Annotated in this window: 15 protein-coding genes; 13 read left to right on the top strand and 2 right to left on the bottom strand. The window is 63.8% G+C overall.

Features of this window, described 5'->3' with window-relative positions; genetic code table 11:
• Nucleotides 1-96: 96 nt before the first annotated feature.
• The 12 genes from DENOEST_RS05840 (at nucleotide 97) to DENOEST_RS05785 (ending at nucleotide 14,190) form a co-directional block, all read left to right on the top strand.
• Nucleotides 97-1,044, top strand: coding sequence for an AAA family ATPase (locus DENOEST_RS05840; RefSeq protein WP_145771672.1), 948 nt, complete (start codon nucleotides 97-99; stop codon nucleotides 1,042-1,044).
• A 9-nt stretch (nucleotides 1,045-1,053) separates the two neighbouring features.
• Nucleotides 1,054-2,211, top strand: a complete 1,158-nt coding sequence (locus DENOEST_RS05835) for a vWA domain-containing protein (protein WP_145771673.1) — start codon at nucleotides 1,054-1,056, stop codon at nucleotides 2,209-2,211.
• 166 nt (nucleotides 2,212-2,377) lie between these two features.
• A complete protein-coding gene (locus DENOEST_RS05830; protein WP_145771674.1) occupies nucleotides 2,378-3,385 on the top strand; it encodes an XdhC family protein in 1,008 nt (335 codons plus the stop codon).
• Entirely contained in the window at nucleotides 3,382-4,995 is a 1,614-nt protein-coding gene (locus DENOEST_RS05825; protein ID WP_145771675.1) for an NTP transferase domain-containing protein, read from the top strand. The genes DENOEST_RS05830 and DENOEST_RS05825 overlap by 4 nt, the downstream gene beginning before the upstream one ends.
• A 332-nt stretch (nucleotides 4,996-5,327) precedes the next feature.
• A complete protein-coding gene (locus DENOEST_RS05820; RefSeq protein WP_145771676.1) occupies nucleotides 5,328-6,332 on the top strand; it encodes an AraC family transcriptional regulator in 1,005 nt (334 codons plus the stop codon).
• Between the two features lie 378 nt (nucleotides 6,333-6,710).
• Entirely contained in the window at nucleotides 6,711-8,162 is a 1,452-nt protein-coding gene (locus tag DENOEST_RS05815; RefSeq protein ID WP_145771677.1) for an aldehyde dehydrogenase family protein, read from the top strand.
• 27 nt (nucleotides 8,163-8,189) lie between these two features.
• Entirely contained in the window at nucleotides 8,190-9,257 is a 1,068-nt protein-coding gene (locus DENOEST_RS05810; protein WP_145771678.1) for a nitrilase-related carbon-nitrogen hydrolase, read from the top strand.
• Between the two features lie 28 nt (nucleotides 9,258-9,285).
• Complete coding sequence (locus DENOEST_RS05805; protein WP_145771679.1) at nucleotides 9,286-10,374, top strand: NAD(P)-dependent alcohol dehydrogenase; 1,089 nt, start codon at nucleotides 9,286-9,288, stop codon at nucleotides 10,372-10,374.
• A gap of 329 nt (nucleotides 10,375-10,703) precedes the next feature.
• Nucleotides 10,704-11,021: a c-type cytochrome gene (locus DENOEST_RS05800; RefSeq protein WP_145771680.1), complete on the top strand. Its 318-nt coding sequence runs from the start codon at nucleotides 10,704-10,706 to the stop codon at nucleotides 11,019-11,021.
• 183 nt (nucleotides 11,022-11,204) lie between these two features.
• Complete coding sequence (locus DENOEST_RS05795; RefSeq protein ID WP_170228268.1) at nucleotides 11,205-12,701, top strand: FAD-binding oxidoreductase; 1,497 nt, start codon at nucleotides 11,205-11,207, stop codon at nucleotides 12,699-12,701.
• Nucleotides 12,702-12,763: 62 nt separating this feature from the next.
• Entirely contained in the window at nucleotides 12,764-13,165 is a 402-nt protein-coding gene (locus DENOEST_RS05790; protein ID WP_145771682.1) for a RidA family protein, read from the top strand.
• Nucleotides 13,162-14,190: a zinc-binding dehydrogenase gene (locus DENOEST_RS05785; RefSeq protein ID WP_145771683.1), complete on the top strand. Its 1,029-nt coding sequence runs from the start codon at nucleotides 13,162-13,164 to the stop codon at nucleotides 14,188-14,190. The genes DENOEST_RS05790 and DENOEST_RS05785 overlap by 4 nt, the downstream gene beginning before the upstream one ends.
• Nucleotides 14,191-14,364: 174 nt before the next feature.
• Here the strand turns inward: DENOEST_RS05785 and DENOEST_RS20480 are convergent, their stop codons facing one another.
• The gene (locus tag DENOEST_RS20480; RefSeq protein ID WP_269475901.1) at nucleotides 14,365-14,493 is read right to left on the bottom strand and encodes a hypothetical protein; all 129 of its coding nucleotides are present in this window, start codon (nucleotides 14,491-14,493) and stop codon (nucleotides 14,365-14,367) included.
• A gap of 85 nt (nucleotides 14,494-14,578) precedes the next feature.
• Between DENOEST_RS20480 and DENOEST_RS05780 the strand changes: the two genes are divergently transcribed.
• Nucleotides 14,579-15,574: an AraC family transcriptional regulator gene (locus tag DENOEST_RS05780; RefSeq protein ID WP_145771684.1), complete on the top strand. Its 996-nt coding sequence runs from the start codon at nucleotides 14,579-14,581 to the stop codon at nucleotides 15,572-15,574.
• A 132-nt stretch (nucleotides 15,575-15,706) separates the two neighbouring features.
• On the opposite strand, the gene DENOEST_RS05775 is transcribed toward DENOEST_RS05780, so the two are convergent.
• Nucleotides 15,707-17,362, bottom strand: a complete 1,656-nt coding sequence (locus tag DENOEST_RS05775; protein ID WP_145771685.1) for a methyl-accepting chemotaxis protein — start codon at nucleotides 17,360-17,362, stop codon at nucleotides 15,707-15,709.
• Nucleotides 17,363-17,457: the final 95 nt, after the last annotated feature.

Raw genomic sequence — 17,457 nt, 5'->3', positions numbered from 1 at the left:
GGTGTGACGGGCTTGATCCTGGATTCCGGCGTTCGCCGGAATGACGGCGGTGACCACCTGCGGAACATTTTTCAAGACAGGTTCTTAGGAGTATCCATGAGCGGCCAGGAACCAAGACCAGGGTTTGCTTCCATCGAGGAAGTCCAGCAGAAGTTTGCGGCGGCGGGTTACATCGCCGACCGCATGCTGGCGACGACGATGTTCCTGTCGGTATCCCTGGGCAAGCCGGTCTTTCTCGAAGGCGAGCCCGGCGTGGGCAAGACCGAGATCGCCAAGGTCATGGCCCAGGTCCTCGATGCAGAACTGATCCGCCTGCAATGCTACGAGGGCCTGGACAGCGCCGCCGCCCTCTACGAGTGGAACTACACCCGCCAGCTGCTGGAGCTGAGGCTTCAGGAAGCCCGGGGCGTGGAACGGGAACAGATCGGCCGCAACCTGTTCTCCGAGGAGTTCCTGTTGCAGCGGCCCCTGCTGAAGGCCCTGCGCAGCGGCGGAGTCAGGCCGCCCGTACTGCTGATCGACGAAGTGGACCGCTCCGACGAGGAGTTCGAGGCTTTCCTGCTGGAGGTGCTGTCCGACTTCCAGATCACCATTCCGGAAATCGGCACCCTGCGGGCCCATCATGTGCCCTTCGTGATCCTCACCTCGAACCGCACCCGGGAAGTGCACGACGCCCTCAAGCGCCGCTGCCTCTACCACTGGATCGACTACCCGAGCTTCGACAAGGAGGTGCGGATATTGCGCAGCCGCCTGCCCGAAGTGGAACTACGGCTGGCCGGCCAGGTCTGCCGTTTCATGGAGCTGTTGCGGGAGCAGGATTTCTACAAGCGACCGGGCATCGCCGAAACCATAGACTGGGCCCGGGCCTTGCTCGCCCTGGGCATCGCCGAACTGGACACCCCGTCCACGGCAGCCACCCTGGGCTGCATCCTCAAGTACAAGGGGGACATGGAAAAGCTGCACCAGCTCGGACTCGAAGGCCTGATCGAAATGGCCCTGATGCCGGGCCATGACCCTTCCGCGGCGCCAACGGAATTCTGCTGATACCGGACCATGGCCTCCCCTGCGCCCCGGCAAAACCGCAGCATGCTGGAACATGTGGTCGGCTTCTCCCGGGCATTGCACGAAGCCGACCTGCCGGTCAATCCGGGCAATCTGATCGACCTCTGCCAGTGCTTCCGCCACATCGACATTGCCCGGCGCGATGACTTCTACGCTGCCGCCCGGGCCACCCTGATCTCCCGCCGCGAGGACATTCCCCGCTTCGATGCCGTATTCGCCAGCTATTGGGAATCCCCCGAACGTATCCTGATCCGCAAGCGGCGGGAAGGCGAAAACCCGGAGGAAGACGAGGATGAGAGCAGCCCCGGTGCCCGGCTGATCCTGCCCGGTGAGGAAGGCGACGGCGATGAGGCCGAGCGGCAGCCCCTGAAACTTGCCTACAGTCCCGAAGAGGTATTGGCCATCCGGGACCTGGGCACCCTCACCGACGCCGATGTGGAACGGGCCCAGCGCCTGATCCGGGACATCGTCGCCGCCCTGGCCAACAAGCGCGGGCGGCGCCATGTCGCCTGTCGCCGGGGCAGCGCCCCCGACCTGCGCCGGCTGTTGCGCAACCGCAGCTTCTATACCGCCGAGGGCATCTGTCCCCTGCCCTATCGCACCCGCCGCATCAACAAGACCCGCCTGGTGCTGCTCTGCGATGTCAGCGGCTCCATGCAGCGCTACAGCAGTTTCCTGATCGAATTCATGTACGCCCTGCGGCGGGAACTGTCGGACCTGGAAGTCGCGGTGTTCTCGACCCACCTGACGGTGATCACCGATCTGCTCAAGACCAAAGGGGTGGCAGCGTCCCTGAAGCAGGTCGCCGACAAGGTTCACGACTGGGCCGGCGGCACCAACATCGGCACCAGCCTGCGGGAGTTCAACGAACAGCACGGGCCACGCCTGCTCAATCACCGCACCGCGGTGATCTTCCTCAGTGACGGCTGGGATCGGGGCGACGCAGCGGAAATGCGGGAGCAGATGGCGAGACTGCGGCAGCAGGCCCAGAAGGTGCTCTGGCTCAATCCCCTGCTCGGCACCCCGGGCTACCAGCCCCTGACCCAGGGCATGCGGACCGCCCTGCCCTATCTGGACCATTTCCTGCCGGCCCACAATCTGCAAAGCCTGTCCCAGCTGGCCAGGACCCTGCGGGCCATCGGCGCCTGAGATACCGACCTAACGCTCATGGTCGCCAGCACCACCCTCGAGGATGAAAATGCGCCAAAGTAACGCCGCCCATCCCCGCCCCAGGGCGGGGCTACTCATCGGCTCGCTACGCTCGACCGTCACCCTTGGCTCCGTTCATGCATTTTCACGCTAATTGAACCCAAGCATGGCTTCCGATCTCGACGACATTCTCCATCAGGCCCAGTCCTGGTTGCAATCCGGCCAGGGCGTCGCCCTGGCCACCGTGGCGCGAACCTGGGGCTCCTCGCCCCGGCCGGTGGGCAGCCACCTGGCCGTGAATGAGAGCGGCGCCTTTGTCGGATCGGTATCGGGAGGCTGCATCGAAGGCGCGGTGATCCAGGAAGCCCTCAAGACCATCGCCGATGGCCAGCCGCGCCGGCTGGAATTCGGGGTCAGCGATGAACAGGCCTGGGAAGTGGGTCTCGCCTGCGGTGGCCGGGTGCAGGTCTATGTGGCAAGGGCGGCCGGATTCCTTGCCCAACTGCTGGCGACCCGGGCGAACCGGCGGCCCGTGGCCCTGGTCACCCGGCTCAGCGATGGCACCCAGGTTCTGCTGGAACCCGGCGCGACTCGGGAGCCGTTGGCGCTCAGCCCGGTCATGGAAGCAGAATTGGGGCGACGCTTTGTCAGCGGCCAGAGTGGTGCCCTGGATGAGGACGGCGATATCTTCGCCCGGGTCTATGTGCCGGAGCCCCGGCTGCTGATCGTCGGGGCAGTGCACATCGCCCAGGTCCTGGCGCCCATGGCGGCCATGGCCGGCTATGAAGTCACGGTGATCGATCCGCGCCGGGCCTTCGCCAGCGAGGAAAGATTCCCGGGAGTCGCCCTGAGCGACGCATGGCCGGACGAGGCCATGGCCCAACTGGGTGCCGATGCCCGCACCGCCGTCGTCACCCTGACCCACGACCCCAAGCTCGACGACCCGGCCCTCGTCGCCGCCCTGGCCAGCCCGGCCTTCTACATCGGCGCCCTGGGCAGCCGGCGCACCCACGAGAAACGACTTGCCCGCCTGACGGAACTGGGGCTGGCGGAACAGATCGGCCGCATCCACGCGCCCGTGGGCCTGGACCTTGGCGGACGCTATCCGAGCGAGATCGCGGTTTCCATCCTGGCCCAGATCATTCAGGTGCGCTACCAGGGAGCAGCAGGATGATCTTTGGCGAATTTCCCAGTGCCGAGGCCGAGGGCGTCCGCCTCGCCCACACCCTCAAGCTGCCCCACCTGTTGCTGAAGAAGGGGCGGGTTTTGTCCGCCATCGACGTCGCCGCCCTGGAGGCTGCCGGCGTTCCCCGGGTGGCCGGCGCAAGACTTTCCCCGGGCGAACTGGATGAGGATGCCGCCGCCGGGACCATCGCCCGCCAGCTTGCCTCCGGCCTGATCGTGCAGCGCGCCCCCTACACGGGGCGCTGCAATCTCTACGCCCAGGGGACCGGACTGCTGACCGTGGATCAGGAAAGGATCGACCGCCTCAATCGCATCAGCGAAGCCATCACCCTCGCCACCCGGCCCCAGCACGCCCTGGTGGGCAAGGACCAGCGCATCGCCACGGTAAAGGTCATTCCCTTCGCGGTGGAACCCGGAGTCATCGCCGCCTGGCACGAAGAACTCGGCGACCGGCCGCCCCTGCAATTGCTGCCCCTGCGCCCCTGCCGGGCGGCCCTGATCATGAGCGTTTCCCCGAGCACCACCGAACGCATGCTGAACATGGCCGTGACGGCGACACGGCGCCGCCTCGAAGCCCTGGGCGGCACCCTGGCCCTGGAACTGCGCTGCGCCCATGAAGGCCCGGCCGTGGCCCAGGCCCTGCAGCAAGCGCTCGCGGCCGGATGCGACCTGCTGCTGGTATTGGGCGCCACCATCAGCAAGGATCGTGGTGACGTGGTGCCCGGAGCCATCGTTGCCGCCGGAGGCGTCATCGAACATTTCGGCATGCCGGTGGAGCCGGGCAACATGCTGCTCACCGCTCGCATCGGCACCGTGCCGGTGTTCAACCTGCCCGGTTGCGCCCGCTCCTCCAGCCTCAACGGTCTCGACCTGCTGCTGCAACGCCTGCTGGCCGGGCTGCCCTGCACGGCCAAGGACATCATGGGGTTGGGCGTGGGCGGACTGATCAGCAATATCAGTGAAGATGAAGCGGCCGTAACAGCGACACCCGCCCCGGAAGCGCCCCGGCCGCCCCGCATCGCCGCCCTGGTGCTGGCGGCAGGCAGGCCCTCGTCCATCGACGTGGGCAACGAACTGTTGCGCCGGGTGGATGGGGTTCCCCTGGCGCTGCGGGTAGCGAATGCAGCCTGCGCTTCCCGCGCCTGCCAGGTCATGGTGGTGACGGGCTACCAGGCCGATCGTATCGAAGCCGCCCTGGCCGACCGCCCCGTTTCCTTCACCCACAACCCGGACTATCTCAAGGGCCTGGCCACCTCCCTGCGCCGAGGCCTGCGGGCGCTGCCGGCGGACATCGACGGGGTGGTCGTGCTGCTGGCCGACATGCCCGGCATCAACGCCGCCATCATCGATCGGCTGCTGGATGCCTTCGACCCGACCCAGCCGGCCGTGCTGGTACCCGAACATGGTGGCCAGCGTGGCAACCCCGTGGTCTGGCCCCGCCGTCACTTCGCCGAGATCGCCGCCCTCTCGGGGGACACGGGCGCCCGGGGCCTGCTGGAATGCTATGCCGGCGAGGTGCGCACCGTAAGTTTCGATACGCCGGCGATCCTCCCCGACATCGACATCACCGAACAGCGTCAGGCTCTGGGCGGCACCTGATTGCCAGCTTCCGCCCTCTGACATATCTGCGCTCGGGAGCAGTCATTCATGCCTCCCCAGTCAAGACAGGAAGCCCCTCGATTTGTATCGTTGCGCTACGCTTGGGCTCATGAGGCCAGCGTCAAGGCTTGTGCGACGCACAATAATTACTTAGAAAAACAAAAGGCAACAAGTGCATCATGAAGGCCCGCGAAGCGTTGCCGGATGCCCTGGCACCATGCGCAGCGACCTTGTTGAAGCAGGCCACTGAAATCACTAGACTGACCGAGGTCAGAGTAAGGATTCAGTAAACGACTTGGCGTAAAAAGAAGGAGAGGAGGAGGCGAACCGACATGTTTATCGCGCAAGGCAGCCCCCGGGTTGTGAAAGATCCCCTTTCCCGCCACCGGCTTTTCCAGACCTTTGATGCCACGGAGGCACGGGAGCGTGTCGCCGAGGTTTATTGCCCCCATGAACTGAAGATTCTTGGCGAGGACAACCAGCGCGTCGACACCTGCATGGACCACGTTCCCCTGGGGGGCGTATCCCTCAATCGCCTGCGCTACGGCCCGACCGTCAAGATCGATGCCGGCCACCTGCAGACCTTCGTGCTGGTGATGATGCCGATGGTCGGTACCTCCCATGTCACCTGCGGCGAGGAAAAATTGCGTGCCCATCCGGGAACCGCAGCAGTGATTTCCCCCACCAAGCCCTTCTACCAGACCATCGACGCCAACTGCGACCAGATCATGGTCCAGCTCGATCGTGATCTGGTGGAACGGACCTGCGCCCAGCATATCGGCCACGACCTGCGCCACCCCTTGCAGTTCAAGCTGGGACTCGACATGTCGGACCAAAGCAGCGGCTGGCCGGCCCTGGTGTCCTATCTGATAACCGAACTGGACGGCAATGCCCGCTACCTTCACTCGCCCCTGGTGCGCGCCCCCATCGAACACCTGCTGGTCGCTACCCTGCTGCATTCCCAGTTCAACAACTACAGCGAGGAACTCGCCGCGCCGGCCCGCCCCATCGCGCCGAGCCACGTCAAACGGGTCGAGGAATATATCAAGACCCATGCGGACGAACCCCTGACAGTCGCCAGCCTGGCTGCCCATGCCGGCGTGAGCACCAGCGCCCTGTACGCGGGCTTCCGCGACTTCCGCAATACCAGCCCCATGGCCTACCTTCGGGCCGAGCGCCTGCAGCGGGTCCATGATGAGTTGCTGAAAGCGGCACCAACTACCGCCAACGTCACGGACGTGGCCATCCGCTGGGGCTTCCAGCACCTCAGCCACTTCGCAGCCCACTACAAGAAAAAATTCGGCGAACTGCCCTCCGATACCTTGCGCAAGCAGTAGCCCACTGCATCTGCAGGGACTTTCCGGCGACAGACCGGAAGCTGCCCATGGCGCCAGTCCCCATGGTGCATCCATGTTCAGCCAGCGTTCACGAAGTCGTCATTTCGGGGCTGCCCGCGAGGGCAGAACCCGGAATCCAGAGGCGCACGGGTGGGGTTTCTGGATTCCGGGTTCCGCTACGCGGCCCCGGAATGACTCGGCTGAGTTTCGCTAATCAGGAAAAATTTTCCTTCTTTGCACAAACTCGCTATCCCTTGCACCCCTGCGCTAACGAATCAAAAAATCCTGTTGTTATAGTCAGCCAGCGGCTTGCGCCATTGCCATTCTTCCGTGATATGGCGGCCGAAAAACACCAACAACTACAGCAGGAGACGAGGCATGGGACATACCAGCAGGAACGACCATCAGGCGTTTGATTTATGGATAGGCGGGGAACGCGTGGCCCCCGCTTCCGGTAAGTATTTCATCGACCGTAACCCGGAGGATGACTCGCCCTACGCCAGGGTGGCGGAAGGCAACATCGCAGATGTCGATCGGGCGGTGCAGACGGCCCATCAGGCCTTCGCCAGCTACGGCAAAACGATGGCCGCGGATCGGGAGGCCTGGCTATGCCGGGCCGCGACGCTGATGGAGAAGTACCGCGACGAATTCGTGGACATCCTGATCGACGAAGTCGGCTCCCCCTTCGGCAAGGCCCAGTTCGAAGTCCAGTACGCCATCAACTGCCTGCGCGCCGCAGCCGGCGTGGCGCGGCGCATCACCGGCCAGACCATCCCCTCGGAAACCCCGGGCCGCTTCAGCATGACGGTACGGGAACCCCTGGGGGTCGTCGCCAGCATCTCGCCCTTCAACGTGCCTCTGCTCAAGAACGTGAAGCTGAGCGCCACGCCCCTGGCCACGGGCAACACCGTGGTGCTGCTGACCTCCGAGGAAGCGCCCATGGTGGCCAATCGCCTGGCGGAGGTGTATCACGAGGCCGGCATTCCGGCGGGCGCCTTCAACGTGGTCACCGGCTTCGGCGACAAGATCGGCGATGCCCTGACCTCCCATCCCCTGGTCAAGGTGGTGATGTTCACCGGCTCCAGCCGCGTCGGCAGGCACATCGCCAGCCTCTGCGGCCCCCTGATGCGGCGCGTCGTGCTGGAACTGGGGGGCAAGAATCCTCTGGTAGTGCTGGCCGATGCCGACCTGGAGGCCGCCGTGGAGGCGGCGGCCTTCAGCCAGTTTTTCTTCCAGGGCCAGGCCTGCATGGCGTCGAGCCGCATCTATGTGGAGAAGAGCATCGAGGCCGAATTCTGCCGTCGCTTCAAGGCCAAGGCGGAGTCCATGGGCATGGGCGACCTGCGCAATCCCGGCACCTGGGTGGGACCGATCATTTCCGAGCGCCAGCGCCAGCGGGTGAAGACCCATATCCAGGACGCCCAGGCCAAGGGCGCCACGGTGCTGACCGGCGGCACCTGGATCGGCAACCGCTGCCGTCCCACCATCCTCACCGGGGTTGCGGAAGGCATGACCGTCTGCCGCGATGAAACCTTCGGCCCGGTCACGTCGATCTATCCGGTGGCGGACCTGGAGGAGGCCATCGCCTGTGCCAATGACACCCGCTACGGCCTGAGCGCCGCCATCTTCACCCGGGACATCACCAAGGCCATGCAGTTTTCCCAGCGGGTCCATGCCGGCATGGTGCATATCAACGCGCCGACCATCGCCGACGAGCCTCACGTGCCCTTTGGCGGCGTCGGCGAAAGCGGCTTCGGCAGGGAGGGCACCGATATCGACATCGACACCTTCACTGAATGGAAGTGGATCACGATCCAGCTTCCCGCCTGAACCCTCCGTCACCGATAGGACAATGCCATGATCGAACCGTACAATTGCGTCGGCCTGATCCCCACCGTCTGGGGCATACGTCAGCGTTCCGACATGATGAAGAACATCGAGCACCTGGGCCACCTGACCAAGGCCGCTTCCTGGCTCTCCAGCCTGGATATCCCGGTGCGCCTGCTGGTGATCCCCGAGGGGGGCTTGCAGGGCTTCAATGACGAAGTGCTGGACGTGGACCACGCCGATTTCGCCAACACCTGCGCCATCGACATTCCCGGCCCCGAGACCGATGCCCTGGGCAAGCTGGCCCGGGAGTACAAGGTCTTCATCATGGCCCAGGCCAAGGCCAAGCACCCGGACTGGCCGGACCGCTTCTTCAATGTCGGATTCGTGCTGGACCCCCAGGGCGAGGTGATCCTCAAGCACTACAAGCTGGCCACCCTCTATCCGGTGGAGCACAGCATGACGCCCCACGACATCTTCGACTGGTGGATAGACAAGTACGGCCGCACCCTGGATGCCTTCTGGCCGGTGGTGGACACCGAGATCGGCCGCCTCGGGGTAATGATGGCCAACGAGGCCTCCTACCCGGAAAACGGGCGGGGCCTGGCCATGAACGGCTGCGAGATCGCCTATCGGGCCTCCTTCCCCCACCCTGGCACCGGCAACGACTTTTTCGAGATTTCCTCCCGGGCCCGTGCCCTGGAAAACAACATGTACGTGCTCTCGCCGAACATGGGCACCTACTACCTGTTCCCGGATTCCACGACGCCCATCGACACCTTTGGCGGCCGCTCCTACATCATCAATCACCGGGGCGCCATCGTCGGCAAGCAGGAATACGGGGCGGGGTCCACCTACGTGGCCGGGGTCATCGACATCGAGCAGCTGCGCCACCATCGCGCCAATGCCCAGGTCTCCAACTGGATGAAGGATGTGCGCTCGGAGCTGGCCCAGATCATCTACGAACGGGAGATCTATCCCAAGAACCTTTACCTGGACCGGGCACCGATGAAGCACGCCGAGTACAAGGAAAAGGTCATCGATCGCCAGATCGCCCTGATGCACGAACGGGGCGCCTGGGCCAAACCCAGCCGCTGAAACCAGGAATCACAGGAGGAGAAAAAATATGAAAGCCAAGGCTGCCGTCGTCAATGAGAAATCCGGCAAGTTCCAGATTTCCGAAGTCGAGATTGCCGAGTTGCGGGACGACGAAGTGCTGGTCCGCGTGGTCGGTGTCGGGGTGTGCCATACCGACATGATCGGCCGGGACCAGTTGTATCCGGTGCGCTTCCCCGCCGTCTTCGGCCACGAGGGTTCGGGCGTCGTGGAAAAGGTCGGGGCGCGGGTCACCAAGCTCCAGCCCGGCGACCATGTGGTGATGAGCTACCGGGCCTGCGGCCATTGCTCCGCCTGCAAGGCCGGCGATCCGACCCATTGCGCCAATATCTTCGGCTGCAACTTCGCCGGGGTGCGGGGCGATGGCTCCGCCACGGTCCATCAGCACGGCATACCGATCTTCGCCAACTTCTTCAACCAGTCCTCCTTCGCCGCCTATGCCCTGGCCAGCGAGGCCAACACGGTGAAGGTGCCCAAGGACGTGCCTCTGGAGCTGCTGGGACCCCTGGGTTGCGGCATCCTCACCGGGGCTGGCGCCGTGATCAATGCCCTGCGGCCCGGCGCCGGCTCCAGCATCGCCATCTTCGGCTGCGGCTCGGTGGGGCTGGCCGCCGTGATGGCTGCCGCCGCCGTGGGCTGCACCACCATCGTCGCCGTGGAGCCCAATGCCGAGCGCCGCCGGATTGCCCTGGAACTGGGCGCCTCCCACACCCTGGACCCGAGCCAGGTCAATGTGGTCGAGGAAGCCCAGAAACTGGGCGGGATGGATTTCTCGCTGGAGTGCACGGCCATCCCGGCGGTGTTCCGCCAGGCGGTGGATAGCCTGAAGGTACCCGGTGTGTGCGGCCTGGTGGGTGCCGCTCCCCTGGGCACGGAAGTGACCCTCGACATGAACAGCATCATGTTCGGCCGGACGGTGATGGGCATCATCGAAGGCCAGGCCGTGCCCGACAACTTCATTCCCAAGCTGATCGACCTGTATCGCAGCGGCCGGCTGCCCCTGGAAAAAATCGTCAAGTTCTATAGCCTGGACGAGATCAACCAGGCGGTCAGCGACTCCGAGAGCGGCAGAGTGGTCAAAGCCATTCTCCGTCCCTGAGCATCCATCACAGGAGAGCAATCGCATGAATGCTTTCATCATTGAAATCTATCAGGTAAGACCTGCACCGTCATTCCACCGAACCCGATCCGGGGCCGGAATCCAATCTCCTCGTCGTCCCGACGCAGGCCGGAATCCAAGCCCCTCGTCATTCCGGCGCAGGCCGGAATCCAGATTCTGGGTGCGCAAACTGGGTCCCGGCCTACGCCGGGACGACGGCTGGGAGGGGAGATAGACCTATGAAAAATTGTTTTGATCTATTCATGATTCATGCGATTGCACCATCCATCACAGGAGGAAGTGTTGCAATGCGCACCCATGATCGTTTGATGACCGTCCGCCGCGGGATGCTGGCGGCCCTCCTGGGCCTGCTGGCCCCGGTGGCCTCAGTGGCACTGGCGGCCGGCGGCAATGCCGCCGCCGCCCTGTCCAAGGTGGGCGGCTGTGTCGCCTGCCATGGCGCCGACGGCATCGGCAAGGCCCCCCAGTATCCGAACCTGCAAGGCCAGAAGGCTGCCTATCTCGAGAAGCAGCTCAAGGCCTTCCGTTCCGGCGAACGCAAGGATTCCAACATGAATGCCATGGCCAAGCCCCTGTCGGACGAGGACATCGCCAACCTGGCGACCTATTTCGAAACCGTCAATTGAAAACTGCGTTTTCAAAGGCTCGCCCCCCTTCGCCCCCCGCCGGGGGGTTCGAGTCGGCTCGCTGCTCTCGATGTTACGGGGAACTCCGTAGCAAGGGTTTGCCGTTTGCGCCTCCGGCGCGTGCCGCTTTTCCTTGGGGCGACCCGGCGGAAAAGCTCCATTTTCATGTCATGGGAGGAACTCATGAACCAAAAATCGACATCCCGCCGCCGGGCCCTTCAGCAACTGGTGGCGCTGACGGCCCTGGGCGCGGTCAACGTGCTGCGGGCGCCCCGTGCCCTGGCGGCGGACAAGCCGGCCCGCTTCACCCTTCCCGGCGTCAGCGGCAAGGTCATCCGCCGTCAGGATGCCAACTATGAAATGTGGCGCCAGTCCATGGTCTGGCACATGTCCAAGCCCAAGCGTTACCCGGACATGATCGTCCAGGCCAAATCGGAGCAGGACGTCATCGCCGCGGTCAAGTACGCTGCCCAGCACAAGTTGCGGATCGCCATCCGCAGCGGCGGCCACAATTCCTGCGGCCCCTCCCTGCGGGATGGCGGCATGCTGATCGACCTTTCCGCCATGGATGAGATCAGGATTGATGAAGGCAAACAGATCGCTTCCATCCAGCCCGGCGTGCGCAGCCTGGAACTGGTCACCGCCGCCCGGGAGAAGGGCCTGAGCTTCCCGGTGCCCCATTGTCCCTCGGTGGGCCTGGGGGGCTTCACCCTGGGAGGCGGCATCGGCTGGAACTACGCCCAGCGGGGCGGCGTGTCCACCCTGTCCATCGTCGGTGCCGACGTGGTCACCGCCGACGGCCAGCTGCGCCATGTCTCGGCCAAGGAACACCCGGACCTGTACTGGGCGGTGCGCGGCGTCGGCCCCGGTTTCTTCGGCGTCGTCACCCGCCTGCATCTGCAACTCTATCCGGCACCCAAATCCATCCTGGCCAGTTCCTACATCTTCCCCCTGTCCCAACTGGAAATGGTGAATGCCACCCTGGACAGGATCCGCAAGGAGAACCCTGTCGAGCGGGTGGAGCTGATCACCGTGCTGATGCATCACCCGGAGGTTCCCTTCGATGCGCCGCCGGAAAAATCCAAGATCGTATTCTTCACCGCCTTTGTCTTCGAGGACAGCGAGCAGAAGTCTCTGGAAGCCCTGAAGCCCTTCGCCAGTTCCGACCTCGCCAGCAAGTGCCTGGTCAAAATGGAGAATCAGCCCTTCAGCTTCGAGGGCCTGTACGAGCGCTATTTCAGCCTCAACGATCCGGCCGGCCGCTGCGCCCGCTATGCGGTGGACAATGTGCTGACCAACCAGGGTGGCAAGGCCCTGGAGGCGGTGGCGGAGCATTTCCGCAACGCGCCCACCAAGGATTGTCATGTGCTGGCCTCCTTCAACATGGCCACCAAGCCCCGTCCCGATGCCTGCTTCTCCTGGGCCGCGGACTGCTACGTGGGCGCCTACGCCATCTGGGACGAGGAACAGGACGATCCGCGCATGTACGACTGGCTGGGCAGGAACATCCCCCTGCTGGACAAGTACGCGGAGGGCCATTACGTGAACGAGGTGGAGGGGCGCCTGAACCCGGACCGCTACCGCCAGTGCTTCACCGAGGCCAACTGGAAGCGATTGCAGAAGTTGCGCAAGCAGTACGACCCGAACAGCGTGTTCCATAGCTATCTGGGACACAGCTAGCAGATCGTCCAGCCCTTGCAACATCGATTGCGTTGGTATGTCGTCGTTCGAGGAGAATTGCCATGGTTCGTGAGCTATACAATCCAGCCGCCTTGCATCCGGCACCGGGATTCAGTCATATCGCCGTGGCGCGTGGCGATCGTCTGGTGTTCCTGGCCGGCCAGGTGGCCCTTGATCCACAGTTCGGCCTGGTCGGAGGCGATGATCTTTATGCGCAGACCGTCGCCGCCATGAACAACGTCAAGATTGCGATGGATGCGGCGGGCGTCGGTTGGGACGACATCGTCCGCCGCACGATTTACACCCTCCAACCGACTGCCTACGAAACCATCGCCCGCGCAATCGACGCCGTGACCGGCGGCGCAGCCAATCCGCCCCAGACCATCCTGGGCGTCACCGGCCTGGCGGTGACCGGACTGCTGATCGAGATCGAGTGCACGGCAGTCGTGGCCGGAGAAGCATGATGCGCGCCGTACGCATGCATCAGCACGGCGGCCCGGAGGTCCTGCGCGTCGAGGAAGTGGCCGAGCCGACACCAGGGCCCGGCGACATCCTCGTGCGCATGCGCGCCACGACGGTCAATCATCGCGATGTCTGGATACGCAAAGGACACCCCCATCCGGCCTATCGCGTCGAACTGCCGGCGATCCTCGGCATCGACATCTCCGGCGAAATTGTCGGAATGGGCGGCGCGGTCGAAGGATTCGCCATCGGCGAGCGCGTCACCGCCAATCCGTATATTCCCTGTGGCCGCTGCCGCTACTGCGTGCGCGGCCGGCCCCAGTACTGCCCGCACTTTACGGTCTTCAATGGCGCCTATGCCGAACTGGTGGCGATTCCCGCCGTGCAGGCGGTGAAACTTTCGCCACAGGTTTCCGACGTTGATGCCGCCTGCTTCCCGAACACCTACATCACGGCCTGGCAAATGCTGATGGGCAAGGCGCGGCTCACGGCGGACGATGTCGTGTTCGTCTGGGCCGGCACCAGCGGCCTCGGCAGCGCGGCCATCGAGATCGCGCATCTGGCCGGTGCCACGGTGATCGCCAGCGCGGGCAGCGCGCGCAAGCTCGATGTGCTGCGGCGTCTCGGTCCCGACCTCATGCTCGATCACAGCAGCCCCGACCTTGTCGAGCGCGTGCTTGAGTTCACGGGCGGCGAGGGAGCGACGGTCGTCTTCGAGCACATCGGCCAGGCGACATGGGAGCGCAGCTTGGCGCTGGCCGCGTCCGGCGCCCGCATCGTCAGCGCCGGCGCCACCAGCGGCGACGACGCGCGCATGAACATCACCCAGATGTTCGTGAAGCAGGTGCAGATACTGGGCTCCCGGCTCGGAACGATGGAAGACGCTTTCGCCGCCGGCAAGCAGTTGAATGCCGGACGCTTCAAGCCCCTCGTCGGCGCGACGATTCCGTTCGAGGAGCTGGCCGAGGCCCATCGCCTGATGGAGGCCGGCGAGGTCATCGGCAAGGTGGTCGTCACGGCGGGCTAACGCGCATGGCGGCAGGGGCCATCCCTGATGCCTGTCATTCCGGCGTAGGCTGGAATCCAGTGGGCCGCCGATCTGGACCCCGGCCTGCGCCGGGGTGACGAGGGGGACGATTGTGATGTTTCACAAGATTATTCCGCGTTCCACGTTAATCCTGTCATAGCGCGCTGTTGTCCTTTAGCGCTCCCTGACCGGTGGCACCGAGCAGAGAGTGCGGGTATGCTCGCCCCCATTGCGCCGCCAGTCATCGATCAGTACGTGCACAGGCATGCCGATGGCGCCGATCGACAGTAGCTTGCTCGACATGCGGAGGGTAAGAACCACGTCCGGGCCGGCACTGAGCGACAGCGCTTGCTAACGGAGCCATGCTCCGCGGTGGAGAGCACATCACATGTCACAAAGCATTATTCCGGGTATCGATGGTTTCCCCATGGGCGTCGCCACCAAGCTGCGTGGTGCCGATCTCATGCTGGTGGAGCAAACCGTAAGCGATCTCGTTGAACCCCGCCACATCAGCCTCTGCGCGAAATGCTCTCCAGCAGATATCCGCATCAGTCATGTCGCCATGAACCTGGGCCACCTGTTCGGCGTGCAGCATGGCGCGGCCGTCCATGTCACGTCCCAACCGATCCATTCCTACCAGATCATGGTGCCATTGCGGGGCCATCTGATCGGCCATGCCCGCAATGTCGAAGTCATGGCCACACCTGGCACCGCCCTGGTGTATGTACCCCAGGACTGCCTCGACACCTCATGGAGCGAGGACTGCCTCGCCCTGGTGCTATCCGTCCCCGCCGAAAAGCTCAAGAGTCTGGCCCGCACTGCCCAGCCGGGGCTGGAAATCCACAGCATGCAAATCAAGCCACTGATGAGTCTGACCAAGGGCAGCGGCCGCAGCTTTGCCAATGCCCTGGGCGTCATCTGCCAGGAAAGTGTCGACGCAGACTCGGCGTTCAGCCGGGGCCTGACCACCCGATCCCTGGAGGAAACCCTGCTGCTCTCCCTGCTGCTGTCGCAACAGGACGCGCCACGCGCCTCTACGGCACTGGCCAGTCCCAATCGGCAGGCCTATGTGGCCCGGGCCCTCGACTACATCGATGCCCATTGCACCGAGGAGATCGGGATGCTGGATCTTGTGCGGGCCACAGGCGTTTCCCTGCGTACCCTGCAATATGGCTTCATCGAGCAATTCGGAGTCGGGCCGGTCACCTACCTCAAGCAATTCCGCCTTTACCGTATCCATGACGCCTTGCGTGCCGCCCAGCCCGGCAGTTGCTCCGTCGGCGATGTGGCGGCCCGCTGGGGCTTCTACAACGGCAGCGCGCTCGCGCGCGCCTATCGCAACCTCTTCGGCGAACTTCCGTCGGCCACGCTGTCCCGACGCTAGAAATATCAGGGACCGAAGGCTGACGCAGGTGAAACAGGCACTACCCGCGTCGCCCTATCGAGAATCGGAATCCGGTCAAGCGCAGGCCTGGCACGTTTGCGCAGCATTGACGACGACAGCAAGCACTTGTCCTCAGGCTACCTGGAAACGTCCGGCCAGCTGCGAAAGCTGGTTCGAAAGGCCCGCCAGTTGTTGTGCCAAGGCCGCCGTCTTCTGCACAGATGTGTTGTTCTCTTCCGTGCTCTGGGCAATGGTCTCTACCTTGCGCGCCACCTCCTTCGCCGAAGTGGACTGGCTGTTGAGTGCCTGCGAAATTTCCTCCACCACTTGTGCGGCCCGCTCTGCGGAATTTCGGATCGCCGTAACCGACTCGCCCGCGCACGTAGCCAAGCGTACGCCATCGGCAACGCGCGCGACGCCCGCTTCCATGTCGCGCACAGCACCTTGCGTACCCTCCTGAATTTTGTCAATCATGCCGGCGATCTCCTGAGTCGATGTACGCGTACGCTCCGCAAGCTTGCGCACCTCGTCGGCGACGACCGCGAAGCCGCGCCCCTGTTCGCCGGCACGCGCCGCTTCAATCGCCGCATTCAAGGCCAGCAGGTTGGTCTGATCAGAAATTTCCTTGATGACCTGGACGATGCTGGATATCTGGCTGGAGAACGTTTCCAACTCACGTATCGAGTCAGAATTCTTGTTGACTGCGGCGGCCACCTGTTCCATTTCGCAGGCCGTTTCGTCGATGATGCGCCCGCCTTCCTCCGCCTGCACGCTGGAGTTCCGACTCACGGCATAAGCCTCGTGCGCGTTTGCTCCAACTTGTTCGATGGAGATGGAGAGATCCTCGACGGCCGAAGCCATGCTCGTGGCGGCGCGGGTCTGACTTTCGATGGCTTGCGCGCTAGCGGCCGCGGCAGCAGAAAGTTCATCAGCCTCGGCACTCAGGATTTCGACGTTCTGGCGTATCGCGGTAATCAACTCATGCAGCGCATTTCGCATCTGTCCGAGTTTATTCATGAGTTCGCCGACCTCATCGTCGCCGGCTTTCGGGATCGGTCGCACCAGATCGCCGGCAGCGATTGCCGACGCTGCTTCGCCAGCCTCGCGCAGGCTGCGGGTAATGTGGCGCCACGTCATGATCGCCGGGCCGGCGATCAGCATGAGGCCAACACCGAAGAAGATCATTAGCATGATCCGGCTCAGGGTGTAGCGCTTCTCGGCCTGCTCATATTCGTCCTTGGCAAAATGCGCCTGATAAGCGATGAGTTTCTGCAACGCGCCCACCGCAGCTTGCCGCTCCTCGCGCACCGCGTAGAGGAAATTCGCCACCACGCCGGGATTGTTGAGCTTGCGGTCATCAATGGCCTGCCGCGTTTCCTTGAGCTTGGCAAGCCATGCGGCATGCTTAGCCTCAAAATCATCGGAAAGCTGCTTTTCTTCCGGCGGATGAAATCCGGAAAGATAACGCGTCCACAGCGCACTGTAGCTCTCCTCGTTTTTGCGGATTGCATCGGTCAAGGTGCTGAGCGAATCGTCCATCAAACCGGCCGCCGGACGCCCCGGCGCACCTTCGAACGCAAACAGGATATTGAGCGTGTCCTCGCGGATGTTGGCGTCGATCTGCGCCAGATTCTGCATGGGAAGTGCGCGTTCCTCGTATACGGCTTTCAGCGACAGGCTTGCAGCCCGAAGGCCAGCCCACCCGATTGCCGCAGCGACGACATACAGCACGCACGACATGACGATGATATAAGTAATACGGTGGGAAATCCGCACCCCGAAGAACATTGCCCGCCTCCAATTTCGAAATAGTTATCGCAAACCCTTCACCGGCCGATGTCGGCGACGCTCACCAGGCGCCGATTCAGTGCACGCAGCGATAA

Origin of the sequence: Denitratisoma oestradiolicum (genome assembly GCF_902813185.1) — a bacterium.
In the GTDB taxonomy this organism is placed as follows: domain Bacteria; phylum Pseudomonadota; class Gammaproteobacteria; order Burkholderiales; family Rhodocyclaceae; genus Denitratisoma; species Denitratisoma oestradiolicum.
This window is presented reverse-complemented; position numbering and strand designations above follow the sequence as displayed.

Excerpts from the sequence above, each read along its gene's own strand:
- DENOEST_RS05775 (WP_145771685.1), bottom strand. The coding sequence starts at position 17,362 with ATGTTCTTCGGGGTGCGGATTTCCCACCGTATTACTTATATCATCGTC.
- DENOEST_RS05820 (WP_145771676.1), top strand. The coding sequence starts at position 5,328 with ATGTTTATCGCGCAAGGCAGCCCCCGGGTTGTGAAAGATCCCCTTTCC.
- DENOEST_RS05780 (WP_145771684.1), top strand. The coding sequence starts at position 14,579 with ATGTCACAAAGCATTATTCCGGGTATCGATGGTTTCCCCATGGGCGTC.
- DENOEST_RS20480 (WP_269475901.1), bottom strand. The coding sequence starts at position 14,493 with ATGTCGAGCAAGCTACTGTCGATCGGCGCCATCGGCATGCCTGTGCAC.
- DENOEST_RS05840 (WP_145771672.1), top strand. The coding sequence starts at position 97 with ATGAGCGGCCAGGAACCAAGACCAGGGTTTGCTTCCATCGAGGAAGTC.
- DENOEST_RS05815 (WP_145771677.1), top strand. The coding sequence starts at position 6,711 with ATGGGACATACCAGCAGGAACGACCATCAGGCGTTTGATTTATGGATA.
- DENOEST_RS05790 (WP_145771682.1), top strand. The coding sequence starts at position 12,764 with ATGGTTCGTGAGCTATACAATCCAGCCGCCTTGCATCCGGCACCGGGA.
- DENOEST_RS05785 (WP_145771683.1), top strand. The coding sequence starts at position 13,162 with ATGATGCGCGCCGTACGCATGCATCAGCACGGCGGCCCGGAGGTCCTG.
- DENOEST_RS05810 (WP_145771678.1), top strand. The coding sequence starts at position 8,190 with ATGATCGAACCGTACAATTGCGTCGGCCTGATCCCCACCGTCTGGGGC.
- DENOEST_RS05825 (WP_145771675.1), top strand. The coding sequence starts at position 3,382 with ATGATCTTTGGCGAATTTCCCAGTGCCGAGGCCGAGGGCGTCCGCCTC.
- DENOEST_RS05800 (WP_145771680.1), top strand. The coding sequence starts at position 10,704 with ATGACCGTCCGCCGCGGGATGCTGGCGGCCCTCCTGGGCCTGCTGGCC.
- DENOEST_RS05805 (WP_145771679.1), top strand. The coding sequence starts at position 9,286 with ATGAAAGCCAAGGCTGCCGTCGTCAATGAGAAATCCGGCAAGTTCCAG.
- DENOEST_RS05830 (WP_145771674.1), top strand. The coding sequence starts at position 2,378 with ATGGCTTCCGATCTCGACGACATTCTCCATCAGGCCCAGTCCTGGTTG.
- DENOEST_RS05795 (WP_170228268.1), top strand. The coding sequence starts at position 11,205 with ATGAACCAAAAATCGACATCCCGCCGCCGGGCCCTTCAGCAACTGGTG.
- DENOEST_RS05835 (WP_145771673.1), top strand. The coding sequence starts at position 1,054 with ATGGCCTCCCCTGCGCCCCGGCAAAACCGCAGCATGCTGGAACATGTG.